This is a genomic window from Sinomonas atrocyanea, assembly GCF_030811715.1.
In the GTDB taxonomy this organism is placed as follows: Bacteria; Actinomycetota; Actinomycetes; order Actinomycetales; family Micrococcaceae; genus Sinomonas; species Sinomonas atrocyanea_A.
Window position 1 is genome coordinate 130,414 of record NZ_JAUSRH010000002.1, and the last position, 22,551, is coordinate 152,964.

The following is a 22,551-nucleotide window of genomic DNA, read 5'->3' on the forward strand; positions in this document are numbered from 1 at the left end:
GTTTTTCAGTCCCGTTCGTCGTTCGGGTAGCTGATGCCCAGCTGGCGGCGGACGCCGTCGAAGAGCCGCATCGTGTCCACGCTGTGCCCCCACGGCATGGTCGGGCTCTCCGAGACGCCCTGCTGTACACACCGGACCACCTCGCGCAGCTCGTACACGTAGCCACGGCCCACGACCTCGATCTTCTCGGTCCGTGCCGGATCCCACCCGCGCCGCACCACAAGCTCGCTGGGGTTGTTGACGCTGCCGACGCTCGTGAGGACGCCCTCGGTCCCCGCCACGGTCGCGGTCCGCGGCCCGTGGGCCACGAGCGAGGAGATGAGCGAGGCGAGCTGGCCGTCGGAGTAGGAGAGGGTGAGCACGTTCTGCTCGTCCACCCCGGCGTCGTTGAGCTTCCCGACCGCCGTGAGGGAGTCCGGGAAGCCGAGGGCGCCGACCGCCCACAGGAGCGGGTAGACGGTCAGGTCGAGCAGCGCTCCGCCGCCCGCCGGCACGTCCCAGAGACGGCTCGTGGGGTCCTTGGGCGCCGGGAAGCCGAGGTCGGCCGAGACCCACTGCACCGCACCGATCTCTCCCGACTCGATGATGTCGAAGGCCCTGAGCATGCCCGGCACGAACCGGCTCCACATGGCCTCCATGAGGAAGAGGCCCTTCGCCTCCGCCAGGCCGACCAGATCCTGGGCCTCGTGGGCGTTGACCGTGAAGGCCTTCTCGACCAGCACGTTCTTCCCGGCTTCGAGGGCGGCGCGGGCCACCTCGTGGTGCTGTCCGTGCGGCGTGGCCACGTACACGACGTCGACGTCCGGATCCTCGACCAGCTGGACGTAGCCGGGCCTCGAGCCTTCGTCCGAGTACGCGCGCAGGGCTCCGAACTCTCGCGCGAAGGCGAGCGCCCGATCGTGGACGCGCGAGCTGACCGCGTGCAGCGCCGCGTCCGGAAGGAGCGCGAGGTCCCGCGCGACGGTCCGGGCGATCCCGCCCGTCGCCACCACGCCCCACCGGACCGTGCGGCCGGTTGGCTCGAGCGGATCGCCAGTGGACTGCAGCGACAGCCACGGCCGCTGGATGTGACGTGTCATGCGCCCATCCTTCCACGGCGGCCCGGGCGGCGGCCGCGGCCACGCGGCGCGATCCCGGCCGGCCAGCCCAGGCTTGCTGGACGGCTGCCGGCGCGGGCGGGAGGATCGGACCATGGGGATCCTCCGTCTGGCCCGCCGGTATCCGATCGTCATCGCCGCTCTCCTCGTGCTGGTGGCCGCTCTCGCCCTCGCCGGGCTCGGCCAGCAGGAGGCCGCGCTCATCACGGCGAGTGCGTTCGCCGCTGCCGTGGGTGCCTGGACCCTGTTCGAGATGGTCCGGGAGATCCTCCGTGGCCACTTCGGCCTCGACATCCTCGCCGTCACGGCCATCGCCGCGACCCTGCTCGTGGGCGAGTACATCGCCGCGGTGATCATCGTGCTCATGCTCTCCGGCGGCGAGGCCCTCGAGGACTACGCGGCCGGGCGCGCCAAGCGCGAGCTCACCGCCCTGCTCGACCGCGCGCCCAGGCTCGCGCACCGGCAGGCGGCGGACGGGACGGTGGAGGATGTGGCGCTCGAGGAGGTGGCGCCCGGGGACCTGCTGGTGGTGCGTCCCGCCGAGGTGGTCCCGGTCGACGGCGTCCTGGAGTCTCCCGCTGCGAGCTTCGACGAGTCCTCGCTCACGGGCGAGAGCCTCCCCGTGGACCGGATGGCCGGGGAGGACGTCCTCTCCGGCTCGGTCAACGGCACCGGGGCGGCCATGCTCCGTGCCACCGCCACCGCAGCGGACAGCCAGTTCTCCCAGATCGTGGCGCTCGTGCGGGAGGCCGCCGCGAGCCGGGCGCCGGTAGTGCGGCTTGCGGACCGGTATGCCGTCCCCTTCACGCTGTTCTCCCTCGCCCTCGCCGGCGTCGGCTGGTGGGCCTCCGGGGATCCGCGGCGCTTCGCCGAGGTGCTCGTGGTCGCCACCCCGTGCCCGCTGCTCATCGCAGCGCCGGTCGCGTTCATGGGCGGGATGAGCCGGGCGGCAAAGCATGGCGTGATCGTCAAGGGCGGCGCGGTGCTCGAGCTGCTCTCCCGCGTGAAGACCGCCGCCTTCGACAAGACGGGCACGCTCACCCGGGGGCGTCCCGAGCTCGTGGCGGTCCGGCCCGAGCGCGGGTTCGACGCCGAGCAGCTCCTGACGCTCACAGCCTCGGCCGAGCAGTACTCGACGCACGCGCTGGCCGCCTCCGTCGTCGAGGCCGCCGTGGCACAAGGGGTCGTCCTCCTCCCGGGCGGGGGCGCGGAGGAGGCCGCGACCAACGGCGTGCTCGCCGAGATCGCCGGCCAGCGCGTCCTCGTCGGCAAGCGCGCCTTCGTGGCGGCGGAGACGGGCCGCCAGATCGCCGAGCCCCCGCTCGAACCGGGGGAGCTGGCCGTCTACGTGGCGGTCGACGGCGCGTTCGCCGGCGTCGTCGTGCTCAGGGACCTCCCGCGGCCCGAGGCCCGCGCCACCCTGGCCCGCCTCGGCGCCCTGGGCGCGCGCCATACGGTCATGCTCACCGGCGATGGCGCGTCGACGGCCCACAGCATCGCCTCCCACCTGGGGGTCACGGACGTGCGTCCCGAGCTGCTGCCGCTCGACAAGGTCGAGATCGTGCGGGCAGCCCAGCCGCGGCCGGTCCTCATGGTCGGCGACGGGGTCAACGACGCCCCGGTCCTCGCCGCCGCCGACGTCGGGATCGCGATGGGCGCCCGCGGCTCCACCGCGGCCAGCGAGTCCGCGGACGCCGTCGTGCTCGTCGACGACATCTCGCGGGCGGCGGACGCGGTCGAGATCTCACAGCGCACCGTGCGGGTCGCACTGCAGTCCATCTGGCTCGGCATCGCCCTGAGCGTGGGCCTCATGGCCGTCGCCCTCACCGGGCTGCTGCCCCCTGTTGTCGGAGCGCTCCTGCAGGAGGCGGTGGACCTGGCCACCATCCTCAACGCCCTGCGCGCCATCCGGGGAGGTGCGCAGACGGCGACGGCGGCCGCCCCCGCAGTGGGGACGGCCGCCGTCAGAGGCTGAGCTCTCGGGGTACTACTGGGTGAGCTTGCTCAGCGTCGGGTCGTTCGCGTAGGCCTCCTTGGCGTTGGCCTTCGTCACGATCTGGGGCGGCAGCAGGAAGGCCGGCACCGTCTTGACGCCGTTGTTGTACGACTTGTCGTCGTTGATGTCCGGCTTCTGGCCCTGCTGGAGCTTCTTGACCATGTCGATGGCCTTGTTCACCAGGTTGCGGGTGTCCTTGTTGATGGTCGAGTACTGCTCGCCCGCCATGATGGACTTGACCGACTCGACCTCGGAGTCCTGGCCGGTGACGACCGGGACCGGCTTGCCGGCGCTCTTCACCGAGGTGATGATCGCGCGGGCCAGGGTGTCATTCGGGGACAGCACGCCGTCCAGCGACGCGGAGTTGTAGCTCGCGGCGAGGATGGTGTCCATGCGCTTCTGCGCGTTCTCCGCCTTCCAGCCCTGGGTGACGGCCTGGTCGAAGGACTTCTGGCCCGAGACGACCTTGAGCGTGCCGTCGTCGATCTTGGGCTGGAGGACGTTCATCGCCCCGTCCCAGAAGACCTTGGCGTTGGCGTCGTCGGGGGACCCGGCGAACAGCTCGACGTTGTACGGGCCGTTCGGCTTCTTCGCCTTCATGCCGTCCAGGAGCGCCTGGCCCTGCAGCTGCCCGACCTTGAAGTTGTCGTACGCGACGTAGTAGTCCACCGCGTCCGTGTTCTTCAGGAGGCGGTCGTAGGCGATGACCGTGGCGCCCGCGGCCTTGGCCTGCTGCACCTGGGTGCCCAGCTGGGAGCCGTCGATGGCACCCACGATGATGACCTTGGCGCCCTTGGTGACCATGGCCGAGATCTGGTTCTGCTGCTCAGAGACGCCACCGTTGGCGAACTGGACATCGGGGTTGAAGCCCGCCGACTTGAGCCCATCGTTGAACAGCCCCTCCGCGAGGACCCAGTTCTCCGACGTCTTCTGGGGGAGGGCCACGCCGATCGTCGAGTTCGCAGCGAACCCGCCGGTGCCGCCGCTCGCGCTGGCGGAGCTGCTCGACTCCGAGCGTCCGCAGCCTGTGAGCGCGAGGGCCGCGATGGCCACGACGGCCGCGGCCTTTCCTGCCGTACCGAACATACGCATTGTTTCTGCTTTCTGTGGTTTCCTGTGGATCCGGTTGCGGAATCGTGGGGGTCTGGTGGTGCCCGGAAGGGGAGGCGCCGGCCGCGCCCGGGCGCGCGGCCGGCGTCGTGCGTCAGGCGTCCTTGGCGAGGACTTCGCTTGTCTTGGTCGTCTCGTCCGGCTGGAGCGGGGTCCCGGTAGTGCCGGTGCCGCCCCGGCCGCCGCCGGCGCCGCGGAGGAGCAGGCCGATGATGGAGCGGCGTCCCTGGGACTTCTGGTAGACGTCGAACGCGACGGCGGCGAGGAGGACGAGGCCCTTGATGATCGCGGTGCGGTCCGCGCCGATGCCGAGGAGCTGGAGGCCGTTGTTGAGCACAGCCATCACGAGGCCACCGACGATGGAGCCGATCACGGTGCCGACGCCGCCCGTGACGGCGGCGCCGCCGATGAACACGGCCGCGATCGCGTCGAGCTCCCAGCCGGTGCCGTCGAACGGGCCGGAGGCGGTGGAGCGGGCCACGAAGACCATGCCGGCGAGGGCGGCGAGGATCGCCATGTTCATCATCACCAGGAAGTTGACCTTCTTGGACTGGACGCCGGAGAGCTCGGCCGCGTGGCGGTTGCCGCCGACGGCGTAGACGTGGCGGCCGATCACCGTCTTGGAGGAGATGAAGCCGTAGATGAGCACGAGGACGCCGAGGATGATGCCCGGCACCGGGAAGGAGGTCCCGGGGCGGCCGGTGGCGAAGAGGTAGGTCGCGTAGAGGATGGCGGCGCTGATGAGCACGAGCTTCGTCACGGTGACCCACAGTTCCGGGACCTCGGCGCCGAGCGCCTTGGCCTCGCGGCGGGAGCGCAGCTCGAAGAAGACCACAGCGGCGACGCCGATGATGCCGATGAGGAGCGTGAGGTTGTTGTACCCCGTGTCGGGGCCGAGCTCGGGCAGGTAGCCGGCGCCGATGAACTGGAAGTCCTTGGGAACCGGGACGGTGTTGGACTGGCCGATCCACTGGTTCACGCCGCGGAAGATGAGCATGCCGGCGAGGGTCACAATGAAGGCCGGGATGCCGATGTAGGCGACCCAGAAGCCCTGCCAGGCGCCGATGACCGCGCCGATCACCAGGCCGAGGATGATCCCGACCCAGGAGGGAAGGCCCCAGTCCCGCATCGCGATGGCGACGATGATGCCGACGGCGGCGGCGATCGAGCCGACGGAGAGGTCGATGTGCCCGGCGATGATCACGAGGACCATGCCGATCGCCAGGATCAGGATGTACGAGTTGCCGTTGAAGAGGTTGATCACGTTGTCCGGCGTGAGCGTGAGCCCGCCGGTGAGGATCTGGAACAGGATGATCAGGGCCACGAGGGCGAAGATCATCCCGAACTGGCGGCTGTTGCCGCCAAAGAGCTTCTTGAGGGCGTCCATGGTTGGTCCTTCGTCTCTCAGGCTGCCTTGCGGGCCTGGGTCATGAGCTTCATGAGGCTCTCCTGCGTGGCCTCTTCCTTGGTCAGGACGCCGGTGATGGCGCCCTCGAAGATCGTGTAGATGCGGTCCGAGAGTCCCAGCAGCTCGGGCAGCTCCGAGGAGATCACGATCACGCCCTTGCCCTGGCTGGCCAGGCGCTGGATGATCCCGTAGATCTCGTACTTCGCGCCGACGTCGATGCCGCGGGTGGGCTCGTCGAGGATCAGCAGCTCGGGATCGGTGAACATCCACTTGGCCAGGACGACCTTCTGCTGGTTCCCGCCGGAGAGCTTGGCGACGCCCTCGTCGACGTTCGGGGTCTTGGTCCGCAGCGAGCGGCGGTACTCCTCGGCGACCTGGTACTCGCGGTTGCGGTCGACGACGAGGCCCCGGGTGATCTTCTTCAGCGCGGCCGAGACGGTGGTCGTCTTGATGTCGTCGAGCAGGTTCAGGCCGAGCGACTTGCGGTCCTCGGTGACGTACCCGAGGCCCGCCTCGATCGCCTGGGCGACGGTGTTCATGCGGACCTCCTTGCCATGCATGTAGGTGTGGCCGGAGATGAACTTGCCGTAGGAGTGGCCGAAGATGCTCCGGGCCAGCTCGGTCCGGCCGGCGCCCATGAGCCCGGCGAAGCCGACGATCTCGCCCTTGCGGACGAAGAAGTCGGAGCCCTTGCACACGAGGCGGTCGGCGATCACCGGGTGCTGCACCGTCCAGCCCTTGGCCTCGAACAGGACCTCGCCCACGGTCGGGGTGTGGTCCGGGAAACGGGACTCGAGGGTGCGCCCGACCATGCCCTTGATGATGCGGTCCTCGTCGACGCCGTCGCGCTTGACGTTGAGGGTCTCGATCGAGCGGCCGTCGCGGATGATCGTGATCTCGTCCGCGACCTGCTCGATCTCGTTGAGCTTGTGGGAGATCATGATCGAGGTGACACCGCGGCCCTTGAGGCCCACGATGAGGTCCAGCAGGTGCTGCGAGTCGGACTCGTTCAGCGCGGCCGTGGGCTCGTCGAGGATCAGGAGCTTGACGGACTTGTTCAGGGCCTTCGCGATCTCGACGAGCTGCTGCTTGCCGACGCCGATCTCCTTGACCTGGGTGTCGGGATCATCGGAGAGCCCGACCCGCGCGAGCAGGTCCAGGGACCGCCGGCGGGCTTCCTTCCAGTCGATCACTCCGCGGCGGGAAGGCTCGTTGCCCAGGAAGATGTTCTCCATGATGGACAGCTCGGGGATCAGGGCGAGCTCCTGGTGGATGATCACGATCCCCGCGGCCTCGCTGGCCCGGATGTCCTTGAACTCCTGGACCTGGCCCTGGTAGACGATCTCCCCGGCGTAGCTGCCGTGCGGGTAGACCCCGGAGAGGACCTTCATGAGCGTGGACTTGCCAGCTCCGTTCTCCCCGCAGATCGCGTGGATCTCTCCGGCCTTCACCTTCAGGTTCACGTCCGCGAGCGCTTTCACGCCCGGGAACTCCTTGGTGATGGACCGCATTTCGAGGATGACGGGTTCGTTCGGCGCCATGTGCCCCTTGCCTCCTGGTCATCAGGTCGAACTTCATTGTCCGGCTGCCAAGGTTCGGCGCCGTCTGAGTAGAAAGTAAACAATCTCTGCGCTCTTGTCGTCAAGGCTTGAACGCAATCTGATGGTGCGGCTCCGATTCCGGAGGTCCCGGGGGCCTCAGGAATGGTGGGCGATGTCCGCGTTCTGGAATACGAGCGCCGCCGCTCCGAGGGCTTCGGCGCGCGCGCCCAGCGCAGACATCGCGAGGGCGGTCGTCTCGCCCACGAGCGGCACGGCATGCCGCAGCAGGCCGCGCCGGATGGGCTCGAGGAGGATCTCGCCGAGCCCGGCGAGGGGCCCCCCGATCACGATCACCTCGGGGCTGATGAGGTTGGCGACGGCGCCGAGTGCCCGGCCCACCGCCAGCCCGGCGTCGTCGAGCACCCGCAGCACCGCGGCCGAGCCGGCGTGGGCGCGCTGGACGATCTCGTCCGGGGTCATCGGCTCGGGGTGGCCCCTGCTGAGCAGCTCGGACATGGTGGTCGTCGAGGCCACCGTCTCGAGGCAGCCGCGGTTGCCGCAGCGGCACACGAGCCCGTGCTCCACGATCGTCGAGTGCCCGATCTCGCCGGTCACGCCGACGTGCCCGTAGAACGGAGCCCCGTTGATGATGAGGCCCGCGCCGATGCCGGACCCGATCTTCACGAACATGAGGTTCTCGACCCCGTTGTGGGGGCCCCAGGTGACCTCGCTGAGTGCGCCGAGGTTGGCGTCGTTGTCCACGAAGACGGGCAGCCCGAGCCTCTCCTCGAGGTGGGCGAGGATCTGGAAGCCGACCCATTCGGGCAGGATCGCGCCCTGCACCACGGTGCCCGTCCGGTGGTCGATGGGTCCCGGGATGCCCGCGCCCACGCCCACGATGTGCTCGCGGCGCACGCCCGACTCGGCCAGCAGCCGATCGAGCACGTCCACGGCGGCCGTGATGCTCACGTCTGCCTGGTGGCCGAGGGGCAGCATCATGCTCTCCTCGGCCAGGACCTCGTAGGCCAGGTTCGCGAGCACCACCCTCAGGTGTCGGCGACCGAAGTCGATGCCCACGGCGACTGCTGAGTTGCTGTTGAGCCGGACGCTGAGGGCGCGCCGGCCCGAACTCGTGGTCGGTTCGGTGGCGACCACGCTCGCATCGCAGAGCACCTTGACGATGTTGGAGACCGTGGCGGTCGAGAGGCCTGTCTGGCGGGAGAGCTCGGCCTGCGTCGCCGGGCCCGCCATCAGCGCCTCCACGATGCGCTGCTCGTTGAGCTTTCTGAGCGCTGACTGGGAGCCGGGGTTGCCGGTGCCGCTCGTCGTCGAGCGCAGGGTGGAGACCATGCCTCACAGCTTGCGCTCTGGCGCCTCTTGTCGTCAAGAAATGAACGCAATGCGGCTCCTCGGCAAGGTTTTGAGGGGACCACTAGTCTGGGGCCATGAGCCCAGTGATCGACTTCGGGGGCAAGTCCCCGGACATCCACCCGAGCGCCTTCGTGGCGCCGACGGCCTCCATCATCGGAGACGCACACCTGGCCGACCGCTCAAGTGCGTTCTACGGGGTCTCGGTGCGCGCCGACACGGCCACCATCACCGTGGGGGCCGGGAGCAACCTGCAGGACAACGTGGTCCTGCACGCGGACGCCGGGTTCCCGTGCACGGTCGGCGCGGGCGTGTCGGTGGGCCACAACGCGGTGGTCCACGGCTGCACCGTGGGGGACAACGTGCTCGTGGGCATGAGCGCGACCATCATGAACGGGGCCGTGATCGGGGCGGAGTCGCTCGTCGCGGCCGGGGCAGTGGTGCTCGAGGGGACTGAGGTGCCGCCGCGGTCGCTCGTGGCGGGAGTGCCCGCCAAGGTGCGCCGGGGGCTCACGGACGAGGAGGTCCAGGGCCTCTACCGCAATGCGTCGCACTACATGGACCTGGCCCGGGCCCACCGGCAGGCCAACAGCCGCTGACCGACCCCTCCCGACCGCCGAGGTCACCCCGTGGGGGCGCGAGGTCACCCCGAGGGGGCGCGAGATCACCCGGTGATTGCGCGAGGGTGGTCGGCCGCGCAAGGTGAGCGGCCGGCGTCGTGCGTCACACCCCCCGACCTCGGCGTCCCACGGGGTGACTTGGGCGTCCCACGGGGTGACTTCGGCGTCCCACGGGGTGACCTCGGCGGATCAGGCGAAGACGACCGTGCGGTGCCCGTCGAGCAGGACCCGGTGCTCGGCGTGCCACTGCACCGCGCGGCAGAGCGTGCGCCCCTCCACGTCGCGGCCCATCTGCACGAGCTGTTCGGCCGTCTTGGAGTGGTCCACCCGGATCACCTCCTGCTCGATGATCGGCCCCTCGTCGAGGTCGGCGGTCACGTAGTGCGCGGTCGCGCCGATGATCTTCACCCCGCGCGCGTGCGCCTGGTGGTACGGCTTGGCGCCCTTGAATGAGGGCAGGAACGAGTGGTGGATGTTGATGGCCCGCCCCTCGAGGGCCCGGCAGAGCCCGTCGGAGAGGATCTGCATGTACCGGGCCAGGACCACGAGCTCGATCCGGTGCTCCTCGACGAGGGCCAGCAGCTTCGCCTCGGCCTCGGCCTTCGTCCCCGAGCCCACCGGCAGGTGCACGAACGGCACGCCGTAGAAGTCGGCCATCGGGGCGAGGTCGGTGTGGTTCGACACGATCACGGGCACCTCGATGGGCAGCGTGCCGGCCCGCTGCTGGAAGAGGAGGTCGTTGAGGGTCCGGCCGTCCTTGGAGCACATGATGAGCGTGCGCACCGGCTGGCCGCCGGTGAACAGCCCCAGCCGCATCGAGAACGCCTCGGCAACGGGCGCGAGCGAGGCGTCCAGCGCTTCCCGGTCCGATTCCGTCTCCACTTCGACCCGCATGAAGAACGTGCCCGTGTGGGGGCTCTCGTACTGGCGGGACTCGGCGATGTTGCAGCCGGCGGCGAGCAGGGCGCCGGAGACGGCGTGCACGATCCCCGGTCGGTCGGGGCAGGAGAGGGTCACGATGAACCTGTTGCGCTTCACGCGCTCTAGCGTATCGAGCCGCGCGCACCCGTCCCGCCGGGGGAGGCGGCCGGCTCAGCGCACGACGGCGGCCGCCTCCTCGGGCACGGACCGGCGCCGCAGCGCCCGTGTCGCGGCCAGGGCGGCGGCGCGCCCGGCCCGGGTCGCCCCGACGGTCGAGGCACTGGCCCCGTAGCCGACGAGGAAGAGCCGCGGCTCGCGCACCACGCTCACGCCGTCGCCGCCCATGAGGACGCCCCCGCCGGGCTCCCGCACCCTCAGCGGGGCGAGGTGCCCGAGGGCCGCCCGGAAGCCCGTGGCCCAGAGGACCGCGTCGAGCTCGAGCGAGGTGCCGTCGGCGAGCACGGCGCCGGTCGGCGTGAGGCGGGAGAGCGGGCCGCGCGAGACGAGCACCCCGGAGCGGATGCCGGCCAGGTACTGCTCCGTGAGCGGCAGCCCGGTCGCGGCGGAGACGCTCAGCGGCGGCAAGCCGGCGCGGGTGCGCTCGCCGACCCGCCGCTCGACGTCCGCGCCCCACTCGGCGTCGAAGGGCGCGTCCGTCCACTGCGGCGGCCGACGCGTGGACCAGACGGTGCGGGCGCCCGCGGCGTCGAGCTGGAGGAGGAACTGCAGCGCGCTCGTCCCGGCCCCCACGACGAGGACGCGCTGCCCAGAGAACTCCTCGGCCGAGACGAAGTCGTGCGTGTGCAGCTGGCGGCCGCGGAACTGCTCGCGCCCGGGGTAGTGGGGCCAGTACGGCTGGTCCCACGTCCCGGTCGCCGAGATGACGCTCTCGGCGAGCCACCCGCGCCCGTCGGCCGCGCGCACGAGGAGGGCGGCGCCGTCGTCCGCGCGCTCCACCGAGACCACGCGGGCGGGACGGAGCACGGGCAGCCCGAAGGCGCGCTCGTAGCCGCCGTAGTACCGGCGCACGACGGCGGAGGCCGGCTCGCGCGGGTCGGGCGCCTCGAGGGGGAGGCCGGGGAGGGAGTGGAGATGGTGGGCGGCATCGAAGGTCAGGGAATCCCACCGGTGCCGCCAGGCTCCGCCCGGGCCCCCGTTGGCGTCCAGGACCACGAAGTCCTCCCACGGGACGAGCCCCCGGCGCTGCAGCCAGTACGCAGCGCTGAGCCCGGCCTGTCCGGCGCCGATCACCACCACCGCGGCCCTTGCCTCCACCATGCCCTCCTTCATTGACGGGTCAACTACCTGCGGAACCGCGGGAGGCGCCGGGATGTTCCCGGCGGGCCCCCTCGTCCTGGCCGCCCACGGTAGACTGGGCTGCGTCGCGACTGGCGTTGGGTGGATCACCACCGGGGAGCGGCACACATGGGACACCGCGGATCGTACGCCTGGGCCGGGGTCGTGACGCCGTGCCTTCATGCTCCGCAGCGAGAGTTCCGCCGGGAGCGCGGAGGCCGGTAGCCTGACCAGTAGCCTCCCGCCACCTGACAACCCAGGAGACCCCGTGAGCCCCACCACTCCTACCGTGTCCGCCGTCAGCAACCTGCCGCTGAGCGAGGTCGATCCCGAGATCGCCGCCGTCCTCGAGCAGGAGCTCGGCCGCCAGCGCAGCACCCTCGAGATGATCGCGAGCGAGAACTTCGCCCCGCGCGCCGTCATGGAGGCCCAAGGGTCGGTCCTGACCAACAAGTACGCCGAGGGCTACCCGGGCAAGCGCTACTACGGCGGGTGCGAGTACGTCGACGTCGCCGAGAACCTCGCGATCGACCGCGTCAAGGCCCTCTTCGGCGCCGAGTACGCGAACGTCCAGCCCCACTCGGGGGCGCAGGCCAACGCCGCGGCGCTGTCCGCGATGATCAACCCCGGCGACAAGATCCTCGGCCTCTCGCTCGCGCACGGCGGCCACCTCACGCACGGCATGAAGCTCAACTTCTCCGGCAAGCTGTACGAGGTCGCGGCCTACCAGGTCGAGCAGGACACCTTCCGCGTGGACATGGACCGGCTCCGCGAGCAGGCCCTCGCCGAGCGCCCCCAGGTCATCATTGCCGGCTGGTCCGCCTACCCCCGCCACCTGGACTTCGCCGCGTTCCGCTCGATCGCGGACGAGGTCGGGGCGCTCCTGTGGACCGACATGGCCCACTTCGCGGGCCTCGTCGCCGCGGGCCTGCACCCCTCGCCCGTGCCGCACTCCCACGTCGTGACATCGACCGTGCACAAGACCCTGGCCGGCCCCCGCTCGGGCGTGATCCTGGCCAAGGAGGAGTTCGGCAAGAAGATCAACTCCAACGTCTTCCCCGGCCAGCAGGGCGGCCCGCTCATGCACGTCATCGCCGCCAAGGCCGTGGCGTTCAAGGTGGCCGGCTCCGAGGAGTTCAAGGAGCGCCAGCAGCGCACGCTCGAGGGCGCCAAGATCGTGGCCGAGCGCCTCTCGCAGAAGGACGTCGCGGATGCCGGCGTGTCCGTCCTCACCGGCGGCACGGACGTGCACCTGGTGCTCGTGGACCTACGCCACTCCCAGCTCGACGGCCAGCAGGCCGAGGACCTCCTCCACGAGGTCGGCATCACGGTCAACCGCAACGCCGTCCCGTTCGACCCGCGGCCGCCGATGGTCACCTCGGGCCTGCGCATCGGCACCCCGGCGCTCGCGACCCGCGGCTTCGGTGCCGCGGAGTTCACCGAGGTGGCAGACATCATCGCGACCGCGCTCAAGGGCGGCGCAGACGCCGACGCCCTCCGCGCCCGTGTCGAGAAGCTCGCCGAGGACTTCCCTCTCTACCCGGGCCACGAGGAATGGTGAGCGGGCCGATGACGTCCCAGGCAGCGGGCCGCGCCGTCGTCCTCGACGGCAAGGCCGCCTCGTCGGCCATCAAGGAGGAGCTTGCCGAGCGCGTCGCGGCCCTCAGGGCCCGCGGAATCACCCCCGGCATCGCGACGGTGCTCGTCGGCGCCGACCCCGCCTCGCAGCTCTACGTGGGCATGAAGCACAAGCAGTCCGAGGCGATCGGGATGAACTCGATCCAGCGCGAGCTGCCGGCCGATGCCACGCAGGAGCAGGTCGAGGCCCTCATCGACGAGCTCAATGCGGATCCCGCGTGCCACGGGTACATCGTGCAGCTCCCGCTGCCGAAGCACCTCGACACGGACGCGATCCTCGAGCGGATCGACCCGGCCAAGGACGCCGACGGCCTGCACCCGACCAACCTCGGCCGGCTCGTGCTGAACGTGGGCGGGACCATCGACACGCCGCTGCCCTGCACGCCCCGCGGCGTGATCGAGCTCCTGGCCCGCAACGGCTACGACCTCAGGGGCAAGCACGTGGTCGTGGTGGGCCGCGGCGTCACGATCGGCCGGCCGATCCCGCTGCTGCTCACGCGCCGCGAGATCAACGCGACCGTGACCATCACCCACACGGGCACCGTCGACCTGTCCGAGCACCTGCGCCGGGCAGACGTGATCGTGGCCGGCGCCGGGGTCAAGCACATCGTCCGGCCCGAGGACGTCAAGCCTGGTGCGGCCGTGCTGGACGTCGGCGTGACCCGGGAGACGGACCCCGAGACGGGCAAGTCGAAGGTCTACGGCGATGTCCACCCGGACGTCGCCGAGGTCGCGGGCTACGTCTCGCCGAACCCCGGCGGCGTGGGCCCCATGACCGTGGCGCTGCTGATGACCAACGTGGTCGAGGCCGCGGAGAGGGCCGCCGGCCCCGCCTGAGTCTGGGGCACCCCAGATCCGCAGGGTGGGGGCGTCACCGTCGCGCGGCCCGTACTCCCACGGGAGCAGCCGGGCGGTGCATCTGAGCCTCCCGTACGACGACGCCGGGCCGCTCCCGCGCGTACGCTCGCCTCATGCAGGGGTGGAGTGGGGCGCGGCCGCGCCCGGCGTGGGTGCATCGCCGCGCGCCGTGGCCCATCAGGGTCGCGGCCGTCGCGGTGCTCGCGCTCGTGCAGGTGTTCGGCACGCACGGAGCGGCGTTCCGCCAGCCGGGGGCGCGCCCCGTGGATGCCTTCGCAGTCATCCTCCTCGTGGCCGGACCCGCACTCCTGCTCGCGCTTGCCCGTACGCCGGGCCCAGCGGCCGCCGCCATTGTCGCGGTGACCCTCGTCTACTTCGGGCTCGGCTACCCGTGGGGTCCCGTGCTCGCCTCGCCGGCGCTCGGGCTCGCGCTCGCGACGGCGGCCGGCGCGCGCCGCTGGACCTGGGCGGCCGGGCTGACGGTCGTGGCTGCCGCGGCCGCCTGGACCCTGCCCGCCGGCAACTGGCTCGGGGCTGGAGCGGCGGCGGCCTGGACCGGCATCGTGCTGCTGCTTGGCGAAGGCCTCCGCGTGCGCCGGGAACGGGCCGCCGCCCGGCGCCGCGAGTGGGAGTCCCACCGCCGCGAGGTCCGCGACCAGGAGCGCCTCGAGCTCGCCCGCGACATCCACGACATCGTGGCCCACTCCCTCTCCCTCATCAACGTCCGAGCGAGCGTCGCGCTGCACCTCGCCGAGAAGAACCCCGCCGAGCTCGTGCCTGCCCTCGAGGCCATCAAGCACACGAGCCACGAGGCCCTCGGAGAGGTGCGCGAACTCCTCGGCGTCCTGCGCCAGGACGCGCCCGTCACCCCCGAGGACCCGCTCGGCCGCATTCCGGGGCTCATCGAGGACGCGCGGGGGACCGGGCTCGAGGTGACCCTCGACGCGCGGCTCGACCCGCCGCCGTCGTCCTCCATCCAGCGCGTGGTGCACCGCGTGGTCCAGGAGGCGCTCACCAACTCCGTGCGCCACGCGGGCGCGCACCGCGCCGACGTGCGGATCGGGCGCGAGGGCGGCCGCGTCGTCGTCGAGGTGCACGACGACGGCACCGGACTGCGCGGTTCCCTCCCCGGCGCGGGGATCACCGGCATGCGCGAACGCGTCGAGTCGCTCGGAGGCACCCTCCTGCTCACCGACGACGGCGGCCTCAGGGTGCACGCAGAACTGCCCGAGGTGGAGACGGGGGAGAGGCGATGATCCGCATCCTCGTGGTCGACGACCAGGCGCTCCTGCGCGCCGGCTTCCGTGCGCTCCTCGACGCGGAGCCGGACATGGAGGTGGTCGGCGAGGCCGGGACCGGGGCGGACGCGGTGGCCGCGGCGGCGAGGCTCGCGCCCGACGTCGTGCTCATGGACATCCGCATGCCCGGCGGGGACGGGCTCGAGGCGACGCGATCGATCCTCGCCGCACCCCCGGACGGCCTGAAGGTGATCATCCTGACCACGTTCGAGCTGGACGAGTACGTCACCGGCGCGATCCGGGCCGGCGCGAGCGGCTTCCTCGTCAAGGACACGGAGCCGGCGGACCTCGTGCGGGCCGTCCGTGCAGTGCACGACGGCGACGCCATGCTCTCGCCGTCCGTCACCCGCAGGCTGCTCGCGCGCCTTGCGGCCGAGCGCGCTCCCGCTGCCGAGGCGCCAGCGGTGGACATCAGCGGCCTCACGGAGCGCGAGCGGGAAGTCGTCTCCCTGGTCGGCCAAGGCCTCAACAATGCGGAGATCGGAGCGCGCCTGTTCATCACCGCCCTCACCGCGAAGACCCACGTCTCCCGGGCCATGACCAAGCTCGGCCTGCGGGACCGGGCACAGCTGGTGGTCCTCGCCTACGAGTCGGGGCTGGTGCGGCCGGGCTGGCTCGGCTGAGCGGGGGCGGCCGGCACCGGGCGTACGGCCGCGTGATCCCGCCGGAGTAGGCGGCCCCCACCAGATGACTCCGCGGGGCCGATGCCGGAGCAGGGCCGCCTGAGAACACTGGAGTCAGCGGCTGAAGTCCAGCCGACACATTCCCAAGGAGACCGCCATGTTCGCCGTCCTCGATGCCACGGCAGCCGCCGACCCGACCGCCCACTGGGCCGGACCCTGGTTCCCGTGGTTCCTGATCTTCCCGCTGTTCTGGATCTTCGCTCTGGGCCTCTTCTTCTTCCTCGGCCGCCGCATCTGGTGGGGCCGCCGCGGGCAGGCGGCGGGTGCCGGCCGCTTCGGCCCGGGCCCGTACCCGGGGCCCTTCCCGGCCGGCCCCGCGGCCGCCGAGGAGATCCTGCGCGAGCGCTACGCGCGGGGCGACATCGATGAGACCGAGTACCGCCAGCGGCTCGAGGTCCTCCGCGGAGCCGAGCCGGGGCCCTACTACCAGCCCTGACCCGGCGCCGCCCGCCCGAAGGCCACCTTCTGGGGTCACCGTCTGCGGGTTACGACTGAGGGTCAGGTCCTGTGGGTCACGCCAGGTGACCTTCAGGACCTGACCCTCGCACGCGGCCTCCCAGTGGGGGGAGGGCGGTCAGGCCTTCGCGGCGACCGGCTCCGCAGAGAGGTTCGGTCCGAAGACGGTGGCGCCGGTGGCCTGCTCGGCCTCGTGGTCCGGCCCGAGCGGGATGCCGCGCCGGTCGCGCAGGCACAGGACTGCGCCGATCGAGACGAGCGTCGCCACGAGCAGGTAGGCCGAGACGGCGGCCGTGGAGCCCGTGGCCTGCAGGAGCGCCTGGGCGATCGTCGGGGCGAAGGCGCCGCCGAGGATCGCGCCGATGGCGTAGGAGATCGAGACGCCGGAGAAGCGCACCGAGGCCGGGAAGATCTCCGCGTACCACGCGGCCTGGGGGCCGTAGGTGAGCCCGAGCCCGATCGAGAACAGCACCAGCCCGGTGTAGAGGCCCCCGAGGTTGCCCATGTTGACGAACCAGAACAGCGGGAACACCATCAGGGCCTGGAACACGAAGCCGATGAGGTAGGTGGCCTTCCGGCCGATCCTGTCGGCCAGCACGCCGGCCACGAGGGTGGACACGAACCACATGGCGGAGGCAACGGTGGCCGCGAGGAGCACGGCGGTCGCGTCCATCTTCAGCTTGCCGGTCGCGTAGCCCTGGATGAAGCCGCCGGTGGTCATGTAGCCGGCCGCGTTGTTGCCCACGAACACGAGCGCCGCAAGGATCACGAGGTGCCAGTGCTTGCGGAACAGCACGACGATCGGCACCTTGGTCTGGCGGCCGCGCTCGGCGATTTCGGCGAACACCGGGCTCTCCTCGACGGAGCGGCGCACGAAGTAGCCGACGACGATCAGCACGACGCTCAGCAGGAACGGCACGCGCCAGCCCCACTCGAGGAACGCCTTGCCGGGGGAGACGATCCCGGTCATGATCGCCATGACGCCGGAGGCGAGGAGCATGCCGAGCGGCACGCCGAGCTGCGGGAACGCGCCGGCGAGGCCGCGGCGCTTTGCCGGAGCGTGCTCAACGGCCATGAGCACCGCGCCGCCCCATTCGCCGCCCGCCGAGACGCCCTGGAGGATACGCAGGAGCAGCAGCAGGATGGGCGCCGCCATGCCGACCTGGGAGAACGTGGGCAGCACGCCGATGAGGGTGGTGGACGCGCCCATGAGGATGAGGGTGATCACGAGCATCGCCCGGCGGCCGATCACGTCGCCGAAGTGCCCGGCGAGGAAGGCCCCGAGCGGGCGGAAGAGGAAGGAGATGCCCACGGTCGCGAAGGAGAGCAGCGTGGCGATGTTCGCGCCCGCGGGCTTGAAGAACAGCTCCGCGAAGACGAGGGCCGCGCCGGTGGCGTAGATGAAGAAGTCGTACCACTCGATGGTGGTCCCGATGATCGTTGCGAAGGCGACGCGTCGCTGGTTCGCTGCGGCGGAGACGGCGCCGGTGCCGGTATGGGTCATGGCTGGTGTCCTTGCTGGCCGGCATCGTCGCTGATGCCTCGTGGTGCGGCCGGGGCCGCGGGGGGAACGGTGATGGCCCTTGCCCGTTCGGGCTCGGGCTCGGAGGTGGGGGTGTGACCATAGTGGCCGACACCACTTCCGAATGTAAACTTCAGAGAATCGCCAATGAACTTCGAGGCAACTTATATAGGAGGTGAGCGTCCATGGCGGACGTGACGCTGCGGCAGCTCGAGCTCTTCGCCGCGCTGCCGGACCACGACACCCTCAGCGCGGCCGCGGTCCGCCTGCACATCTCGGAGTCGGCGCTCTCCCAGGCCATCACGAGCCTCGAGAAGACCGTGGGGGAGCAGCTGTGCGTGCGCCGCAAGGCGCGGGGACTCGCGCTCACGCCCGCGGGGCAGCACTTCGCGGTGCAGGCCCGACGCATCCTCGCGGACACCCGCGAGCTCGTCCTCGATGCGCGCCGCGGCGAGGAGCTGCGCGGACCGGTGAAGCTGGGATGCTTCGCGAGCTTCGCGACCAGCATCGTGCCGGCGCTCCTCGACGGCTTCCCCCGGCGGCATCCGGGGGTGGACCTCGAGATCACGGTCGGCACCAACGACGACCTGCTCCCGGCGCTCGACTCCGGGCGCCTCGACGTCGCCATCATGTATGACATGTTCCTGCCGGTGGGCTACAGCAGGCGCGAGATCTACGCGACCGAGCTCGAGGCGCACCTGCACCCCGACCATCCCCTCGCCTCCCGGGACGCCGTGGACCTCGCGGACCTCGCGGACGAGCCGCTGATCCACTACGAGGCGAGCCCGAGCACCGTCAACACCGTCCAGGCCTTCGCCGCCCGCGGACTCGCGCCCACGATCGCCGCGAGGGTCCCGCAGATCATCCTCGTGGAGGCGCTCGTGGGCCGCGGAGTGGGGTACGGGCTGCTGATGTCCCGCCCCAACGTCCGGCCCGCGAGCGTCGAGGGGCTTCCCGTCGCGGTCCGCCCCCTCGACCCGCCCGCGACCCGCACCCACGTCGTGGCGATCTGGCCCGAGGACATGGTGCTCACCGCGCGCGCCGCCGCGCTCCTCGACTACGCGGTCGAGAAGCTCGGCTCCTACGGACGGCCCGAGGCGGACGACGGCGGTTCCCCGGCCGGCGCCGCCGTCGCGCCCCATGCGGGGGAGCCGCCCGCGGGCGCGCCCCCTTCATTGTGAAAGATTCGTTGCGGAATGTGGCCCGGCGTACTAGGCTGCGACCTGTGTCACATTCCGCTCTTGCAACTGCCGGGGGGTCAGCCGTGAGTGAGGCAGGCAGGCGGACCGTCATCCGCGCCGAGAACCTCGTGAAGGCCTACGGCGAGTTCCGCGCCGTCGACGGGATCAGCTTCGAGGTTCCCGCCGGGGAGTCCTTCGGCCTCCTCGGACCCAACGGGGCCGGGAAGTCGACCACCATGCGGATGATCGGCGGCGTCACCCAGCGCACCGGCGGCCGGCTGGAGATCATGGGCCTCGACCCCGAGCGCCAGGGACCGGAGGTCCGCGCGCACCTCGGCGTCGTGCCGCAGCAGGACAACCTCGACGAGGAACTCCGGGTGCGGGACAACCTCATCGTCTACGGGCGCTACTTCGGGCTTCCGCTGGACTACCTGCGCCAGCGGGCCGACGAGCTCCTCGCCTTCGCCCAGCTCGAGGACAAGGCCGGCGCCAAGGTCGACTCGCTCTCCGGCGGCATGAAGCGCCGCCTCACCATCGCCCGCTCCCTCGTCAACGAGCCCAAGATCCTGCTCCTCGACGAGCCGACCACGGGCCTCGACCCGCAGGCCCGCCACGTCCTGTGGGACCGCCTGTTCCGCCTCAAGGAGCAGGGCGTCACGCTCGTCCTGACCACGCACTACATGGACGAGGCCGAGCAGCTGTGCGACCGGCTCATCGTCGTGGACAAGGGGCGCATCATGGCCGAGGGATCGCCCGCGGCGCTCATCCGCGAGCACTCGAGCCGGGAAGTCCTCGAGGTGCGCTTCGGCGCCGAGCGGAACGCCGCCGTCGCCGGCCAGCTCGAGGGCGTCGGCGAGCGCGTCGAGGTGCTGCCGGACCGCGTGCTCGTCTACGCCGCGGACGGCGAGCGGGCGCTTGAGCTCATCCGGGTCCGCGGGCTGCACCCCCTCACCTCGCTCGTGCGGCGCTCGTCCCTCGAGGACGTGTTCCTCCGCCTGACCGGACGGTCGCTCGTTGACTGAGGCCGCGCCGACACGCCTCGCGGCGCACGCTCCGGAGGTCTCGGCGGCGAGGGCACGCCGCTGGGGCTCGTTCTACTTCGCCGAGCACATGCTCCGCGGCATGCGGGCGTACCTCGTCACGATCGTCGTCACGAGCGTCGGGAACCCGCTGCTGTACCTGTTCTCGATGGGGGTGGGGCTCGCCTCCATCGTGGACAGGAGCGCCGGCGGGGCGCGTGCCGCGTTCGACGGCGTGGGGTACCTCGCGTTCGCCGCCCCGGCCCTGCTCGTCTCGAGCGCCGTCATGACCAGCGCGAACGAGATGATGTTCCCCGTCATGGACGGCTTCAAGTGGCGGCGCGTCTACTTCGGCCCGCACGTCACGCCGCTCGTGCCGGGCCAGCTCGCGGCCGGGCACATCATGGCCGTGGGGGTGCGCCTGACCGTCCAGTGCCTCGTGTTCTTCCTCATCATGCTCGCGTTCGGCGCCGCACCCGGTCCGTGGGCCTGGCTGCTCGTGCCGATCGGGGTGTTCGCGGGGATGGCCTTCGGGGCGCCGCTCATGGCCTACTCGGCGCACATCGAGTCGGAGAACTTCCAGTTCTCCATGATCCAGCGCTTCATCGTCATGCCCCTGTTCCTGTTCTCCGGCACGTTCTACCCGCTCGCGACCATGCCGGTCGGCATGCAGTGGATCGGCTGGATCTCGCCGCTGTGGCACGGCAACGAGCTCGGCCGGATGGCGTCCTACGGGCTGAGCGAACCGGCTTGGCTCGTGGCGGTGCATGTGCTGTACCTGGGCGCGCTCGGGGCCGTGGGCATCTGGTGGGCGCGGAGGAACTACACGAAGAGGATGGGCAAGTGAGCGCCCTGACGGACGAGGACTACGCGATCACCGCCAGCGGGCGTCCCCTCGGGGCGCTGTACGCGGGCAATGCGCGCGCGGTGATCGAGCGCGGCTTCCGCGTCATCAAGAGCCAGAACTGGATCATCCTCGTCTCGGGGTTCTTCGAGCCGGTGTTCTACCTGCTCTCGATGGGGATCGGGCTCGGAAGCCTCGTCGGCACGGTCGCCGGGCCGGACGGCACGCCCATCTCCTACGCGGCGTACATCGCCCCGGCGCTGCTGGCGGTCTCCGCCATGAACGGGGCGATCTACGACTCGACGTGGAACGTGTTCTTCAAGATGCACTTCGGCAAGCTGTACCAGGGCATGCTCTACACGTCGCTCGGTCCCCTCGACATCGCGATGGGCGAGATCTTCATGGCCCTGTTCCGCGGCTTCCTCTACGCGCTGGGCTTCACCGGCGTCATGGGGGTCATGGGCCTCATCACCACGCCGTGGGCGCTCCTGCTCGTGCCCGCCTCTGTGATGGTCGCGTTCGGGTTCGCGTCCTTCGGCATGGCCATCACGAGCTACATGAAGACGTTCCAGCAGATGGACCTGATCACGTTCGTCATGCTGCCCATGTTCCTGTTCTCGGCGACCTTCTACCCGCTGTCCGTCTACCCGGTGCCGGTGCAGTGGATCGTGCAGGCGTTCCCCCTGTGGCACGGCGTGGAGCTTATGCGGCAGATCAGCATCGGCTCGTTCAGCCCCGCCACGGGAGTGCACCTGCTGTACTACGCGGTGATGATCCTCGTGGGGGTCGCCTTCACCACGCGCCGGCTGCGGTCCCTCTTCCTGCGCTGACCGCCGGGGGCCACCGGCCCTGCCGGCACCCCTCACTCCCTCCCCGCTCCACCCCGCCCCACCCCACGCCCACCCCCACCCCCGGTTTCGGGTACGCATCTCGTCGCCCTTTCGGCATTTCGGGTACGCACGACGCCGGGTGCCCGGCCCGCGCGCGCCGGGCACCCGGCGTCGTGCCCCACCTCCCTCGTACCCGAGAACGGGACATGGCGACGAGATGCGTACCCGCAACGGGAGAAGTGCGACGAGATGCGTACCCCAAACGGCAGGGTGGGATGGTGCTCGGGGCGCGATGGGGCGGCCACCGACGCGGCGGGCGTCTGGGAGAATGGACCGCATGCAGAGTCTCGGCCACAAGAACACGTCCCCCCAGCCCGACGGCGCCCCGGCCCCGCGCCGCGGCGGCATCAAGGTCGGTGCGCTCGGCCTGTCGGTCCTCGTGCTCGCGTTCCTCGTGGCCGTCATCTTCGCGGCGAACCAGAACGCCGTGATCGGATGGATCGTGGCGATCGTCTCGTTCGGCTGGCTGGTCTTCGCGCTCTTCGTGTTCACCACGGTGCGCACCGCGGGCCGGAAGGCGCAGGAGCGGTTCGAGCGGGCCGCTGAGCAGCTCACCGGCCGGGCGCCCTCGGTCGCCGGCGGCGAGGCACACACGGTCGACGACGTCCGCGACCTCAAGCTCGACCACTCCTTCAAGATCATCCAGGTCCAGGAGCGCGTGATCCGGGAGAACCTCGGAAGCGACCGGGAGATGGTGGACCGCGCCCTCGAGACGATCCAGATCACGGCCGCCAACGCCCGCGACATGCTCCGCCCCGAGGACGGCACGCCCCTCACGGGGACCGTCATCGACGAGGGGTAGAGT

General features: G+C 71.0%; 20 protein-coding genes and 1 riboswitch. Of the genes, 12 read left to right on the forward strand and 8 right to left on the reverse strand.

All coding sequences use genetic code 11. From position 1 onward, the window contains the following. Positions 1-5 precede the first annotated feature (5 nt). The gene (locus J2W21_RS03515; RefSeq protein ID WP_307113132.1) at positions 6-1,079 is read right to left on the reverse strand and encodes a Gfo/Idh/MocA family protein; all 1,074 of its coding nucleotides are present in this window, start codon (positions 1,077-1,079) and stop codon (positions 6-8) included. Between the two features lie 112 nt (positions 1,080-1,191). Between J2W21_RS03515 and J2W21_RS03520 the strand changes: the two genes are divergently transcribed. Then, positions 1,192-3,072 carry a heavy metal translocating P-type ATPase gene (locus tag J2W21_RS03520; protein WP_307113133.1) on the forward strand — a complete coding sequence of 627 codons (1,881 nt, stop codon included), beginning with the start codon at positions 1,192-1,194 and terminating at the stop codon, positions 3,070-3,072. A 12-nt stretch (positions 3,073-3,084) separates the two neighbouring features. On the opposite strand, the gene J2W21_RS03525 is transcribed toward J2W21_RS03520, so the two are convergent. The 4 genes from J2W21_RS03525 to J2W21_RS03540 all read right to left on the reverse strand — a co-directional run bounded on the left by J2W21_RS03525 (position 3,085) and on the right by J2W21_RS03540 (position 8,502). Next, positions 3,085-4,185, reverse strand: coding sequence for a substrate-binding domain-containing protein (locus J2W21_RS03525; RefSeq protein WP_307113134.1), 1,101 nt, complete (start codon positions 4,183-4,185; stop codon positions 3,085-3,087). A 112-nt stretch (positions 4,186-4,297) separates the two neighbouring features. Next, positions 4,298-5,590, reverse strand: coding sequence for a multiple monosaccharide ABC transporter permease (mmsB, locus tag J2W21_RS03530; protein WP_307113135.1), 1,293 nt, complete (start codon positions 5,588-5,590; stop codon positions 4,298-4,300). Between the two features lie 17 nt (positions 5,591-5,607). Further along, positions 5,608-7,152: a multiple monosaccharide ABC transporter ATP-binding protein gene (gene mmsA, locus J2W21_RS03535; RefSeq protein ID WP_307113136.1), complete on the reverse strand. Its 1,545-nt coding sequence runs from the start codon at positions 7,150-7,152 to the stop codon at positions 5,608-5,610. Between the two features lie 156 nt (positions 7,153-7,308). Then, positions 7,309-8,502 (reverse strand): ROK family transcriptional regulator, encoded by a 1,194-nt coding sequence (locus J2W21_RS03540; RefSeq protein ID WP_307113137.1) that lies wholly within the window; start codon positions 8,500-8,502, stop codon positions 7,309-7,311. Between the two features lie 95 nt (positions 8,503-8,597). Between J2W21_RS03540 and J2W21_RS03545 the strand changes: the two genes are divergently transcribed. Beyond that, positions 8,598-9,119, forward strand: a complete 522-nt coding sequence (locus tag J2W21_RS03545) for a gamma carbonic anhydrase family protein (RefSeq protein WP_307113138.1) — start codon at positions 8,598-8,600, stop codon at positions 9,117-9,119. Between the two features lie 210 nt (positions 9,120-9,329). Here J2W21_RS03545 and purU read toward each other — a convergent pair whose 3' ends face one another. Together purU and J2W21_RS03555 are read right to left on the reverse strand one after the other, a co-directional pair. After that, complete coding sequence (purU, locus tag J2W21_RS03550) at positions 9,330-10,178, reverse strand: formyltetrahydrofolate deformylase (RefSeq protein WP_307113139.1); 849 nt, start codon at positions 10,176-10,178, stop codon at positions 9,330-9,332. Between the two features lie 54 nt (positions 10,179-10,232). Then, positions 10,233-11,339 (reverse strand): NAD(P)-binding domain-containing protein, encoded by a 1,107-nt coding sequence (locus J2W21_RS03555; protein ID WP_307113140.1) that lies wholly within the window; start codon positions 11,337-11,339, stop codon positions 10,233-10,235. Between the two features lie 96 nt (positions 11,340-11,435). After that, a riboswitch (ZMP/ZTP riboswitch) is annotated at positions 11,436-11,522 on the forward strand. A 103-nt stretch (positions 11,523-11,625) separates the two neighbouring features. Between J2W21_RS03555 and glyA the strand changes: the two genes are divergently transcribed. From glyA to J2W21_RS03580, 5 genes are all read left to right on the forward strand, one after another. Beyond that, positions 11,626-12,918 (forward strand): serine hydroxymethyltransferase, encoded by a 1,293-nt coding sequence (gene glyA / locus J2W21_RS03560; RefSeq protein ID WP_307113141.1) that lies wholly within the window; start codon positions 11,626-11,628, stop codon positions 12,916-12,918. 8 nt (positions 12,919-12,926) lie between these two features. Further along, the gene (locus J2W21_RS03565) at positions 12,927-13,832 is read left to right on the forward strand and encodes a bifunctional methylenetetrahydrofolate dehydrogenase/methenyltetrahydrofolate cyclohydrolase (RefSeq protein ID WP_307113142.1); all 906 of its coding nucleotides are present in this window, start codon (positions 12,927-12,929) and stop codon (positions 13,830-13,832) included. Between the two features lie 134 nt (positions 13,833-13,966). After that, positions 13,967-15,109 carry a sensor histidine kinase gene (locus J2W21_RS03570; RefSeq protein ID WP_307113143.1) on the forward strand — a complete coding sequence of 381 codons (1,143 nt, stop codon included), beginning with the start codon at positions 13,967-13,969 and terminating at the stop codon, positions 15,107-15,109. After that, positions 15,106-15,774, forward strand: a complete 669-nt coding sequence (locus J2W21_RS03575) for a response regulator transcription factor (protein ID WP_307113144.1) — start codon at positions 15,106-15,108, stop codon at positions 15,772-15,774. Before J2W21_RS03570 ends, J2W21_RS03575 begins: the two co-directional genes overlap by 4 nt. Before the next feature lie 157 nt (positions 15,775-15,931). Continuing rightward, positions 15,932-16,270 carry an SHOCT domain-containing protein gene (locus tag J2W21_RS03580; protein WP_307113145.1) on the forward strand — a complete coding sequence of 113 codons (339 nt, stop codon included), beginning with the start codon at positions 15,932-15,934 and terminating at the stop codon, positions 16,268-16,270. A 138-nt stretch (positions 16,271-16,408) separates the two neighbouring features. Here J2W21_RS03580 and J2W21_RS03585 read toward each other — a convergent pair whose 3' ends face one another. Continuing rightward, the gene (locus J2W21_RS03585) at positions 16,409-17,794 is read right to left on the reverse strand and encodes an MFS transporter (RefSeq protein ID WP_307113146.1); all 1,386 of its coding nucleotides are present in this window, start codon (positions 17,792-17,794) and stop codon (positions 16,409-16,411) included. Positions 17,795-17,997: 203 nt separating this feature from the next. Between J2W21_RS03585 and J2W21_RS03590 the strand changes: the two genes are divergently transcribed. From J2W21_RS03590 to J2W21_RS03610, 5 genes are all read left to right on the forward strand, one after another. Continuing rightward, positions 17,998-18,993, forward strand: coding sequence for a LysR family transcriptional regulator (locus tag J2W21_RS03590; protein ID WP_307113147.1), 996 nt, complete (start codon positions 17,998-18,000; stop codon positions 18,991-18,993). A gap of 83 nt (positions 18,994-19,076) precedes the next feature. After that, the gene (locus J2W21_RS03595) at positions 19,077-20,015 is read left to right on the forward strand and encodes an ABC transporter ATP-binding protein (RefSeq protein WP_307113148.1); all 939 of its coding nucleotides are present in this window, start codon (positions 19,077-19,079) and stop codon (positions 20,013-20,015) included. Next, positions 20,008-20,859 (forward strand): ABC transporter permease, encoded by an 852-nt coding sequence (locus J2W21_RS03600; RefSeq protein ID WP_307113149.1) that lies wholly within the window; start codon positions 20,008-20,010, stop codon positions 20,857-20,859. Before J2W21_RS03595 ends, J2W21_RS03600 begins: the two co-directional genes overlap by 8 nt. After that, on the forward strand, positions 20,856-21,686 hold the full coding sequence (locus tag J2W21_RS03605; protein WP_307113150.1) for an ABC transporter permease: 831 nt from the start codon (positions 20,856-20,858) through the stop codon (positions 21,684-21,686). Before J2W21_RS03600 ends, J2W21_RS03605 begins: the two co-directional genes overlap by 4 nt. 337 nt (positions 21,687-22,023) lie before the next feature. Continuing rightward, the gene (locus J2W21_RS03610) at positions 22,024-22,548 is read left to right on the forward strand and encodes a hypothetical protein (protein WP_307113151.1); all 525 of its coding nucleotides are present in this window, start codon (positions 22,024-22,026) and stop codon (positions 22,546-22,548) included. Positions 22,549-22,551 lie beyond the last annotated feature (3 nt).

Bases quoted from the DNA above. Each gene is read 5' to 3' on its own strand.
- J2W21_RS03585 (WP_307113146.1), bottom strand. From the start codon at position 17,794: ATGACCCATACCGGCACCGGCGCCGTCTCCGCCGCAGCGAACCAGCGA.
- J2W21_RS03520 (WP_307113133.1), top strand. From the start codon at position 1,192: ATGGGGATCCTCCGTCTGGCCCGCCGGTATCCGATCGTCATCGCCGCT.
- J2W21_RS03565 (WP_307113142.1), top strand. From the start codon at position 12,927: ATGACGTCCCAGGCAGCGGGCCGCGCCGTCGTCCTCGACGGCAAGGCC.
- J2W21_RS03590 (WP_307113147.1), top strand. From the start codon at position 17,998: ATGGCGGACGTGACGCTGCGGCAGCTCGAGCTCTTCGCCGCGCTGCCG.
- J2W21_RS03515 (WP_307113132.1), bottom strand. From the start codon at position 1,079: ATGACACGTCACATCCAGCGGCCGTGGCTGTCGCTGCAGTCCACTGGC.
- mmsB (WP_307113135.1), bottom strand. From the start codon at position 5,590: ATGGACGCCCTCAAGAAGCTCTTTGGCGGCAACAGCCGCCAGTTCGGG.
- J2W21_RS03570 (WP_307113143.1), top strand. From the start codon at position 13,967: ATGCAGGGGTGGAGTGGGGCGCGGCCGCGCCCGGCGTGGGTGCATCGC.
- J2W21_RS03545 (WP_307113138.1), top strand. From the start codon at position 8,598: ATGAGCCCAGTGATCGACTTCGGGGGCAAGTCCCCGGACATCCACCCG.
- J2W21_RS03555 (WP_307113140.1), bottom strand. From the start codon at position 11,339: ATGGTGGAGGCAAGGGCCGCGGTGGTGGTGATCGGCGCCGGACAGGCC.
- J2W21_RS03575 (WP_307113144.1), top strand. From the start codon at position 15,106: ATGATCCGCATCCTCGTGGTCGACGACCAGGCGCTCCTGCGCGCCGGC.
- J2W21_RS03610 (WP_307113151.1), top strand. From the start codon at position 22,024: ATGCAGAGTCTCGGCCACAAGAACACGTCCCCCCAGCCCGACGGCGCC.
- J2W21_RS03525 (WP_307113134.1), bottom strand. From the start codon at position 4,185: ATGCGTATGTTCGGTACGGCAGGAAAGGCCGCGGCCGTCGTGGCCATC.
- mmsA (WP_307113136.1), bottom strand. From the start codon at position 7,152: ATGGCGCCGAACGAACCCGTCATCCTCGAAATGCGGTCCATCACCAAG.
- J2W21_RS03540 (WP_307113137.1), bottom strand. From the start codon at position 8,502: ATGGTCTCCACCCTGCGCTCGACGACGAGCGGCACCGGCAACCCCGGC.
- J2W21_RS03580 (WP_307113145.1), top strand. From the start codon at position 15,932: ATGTTCGCCGTCCTCGATGCCACGGCAGCCGCCGACCCGACCGCCCAC.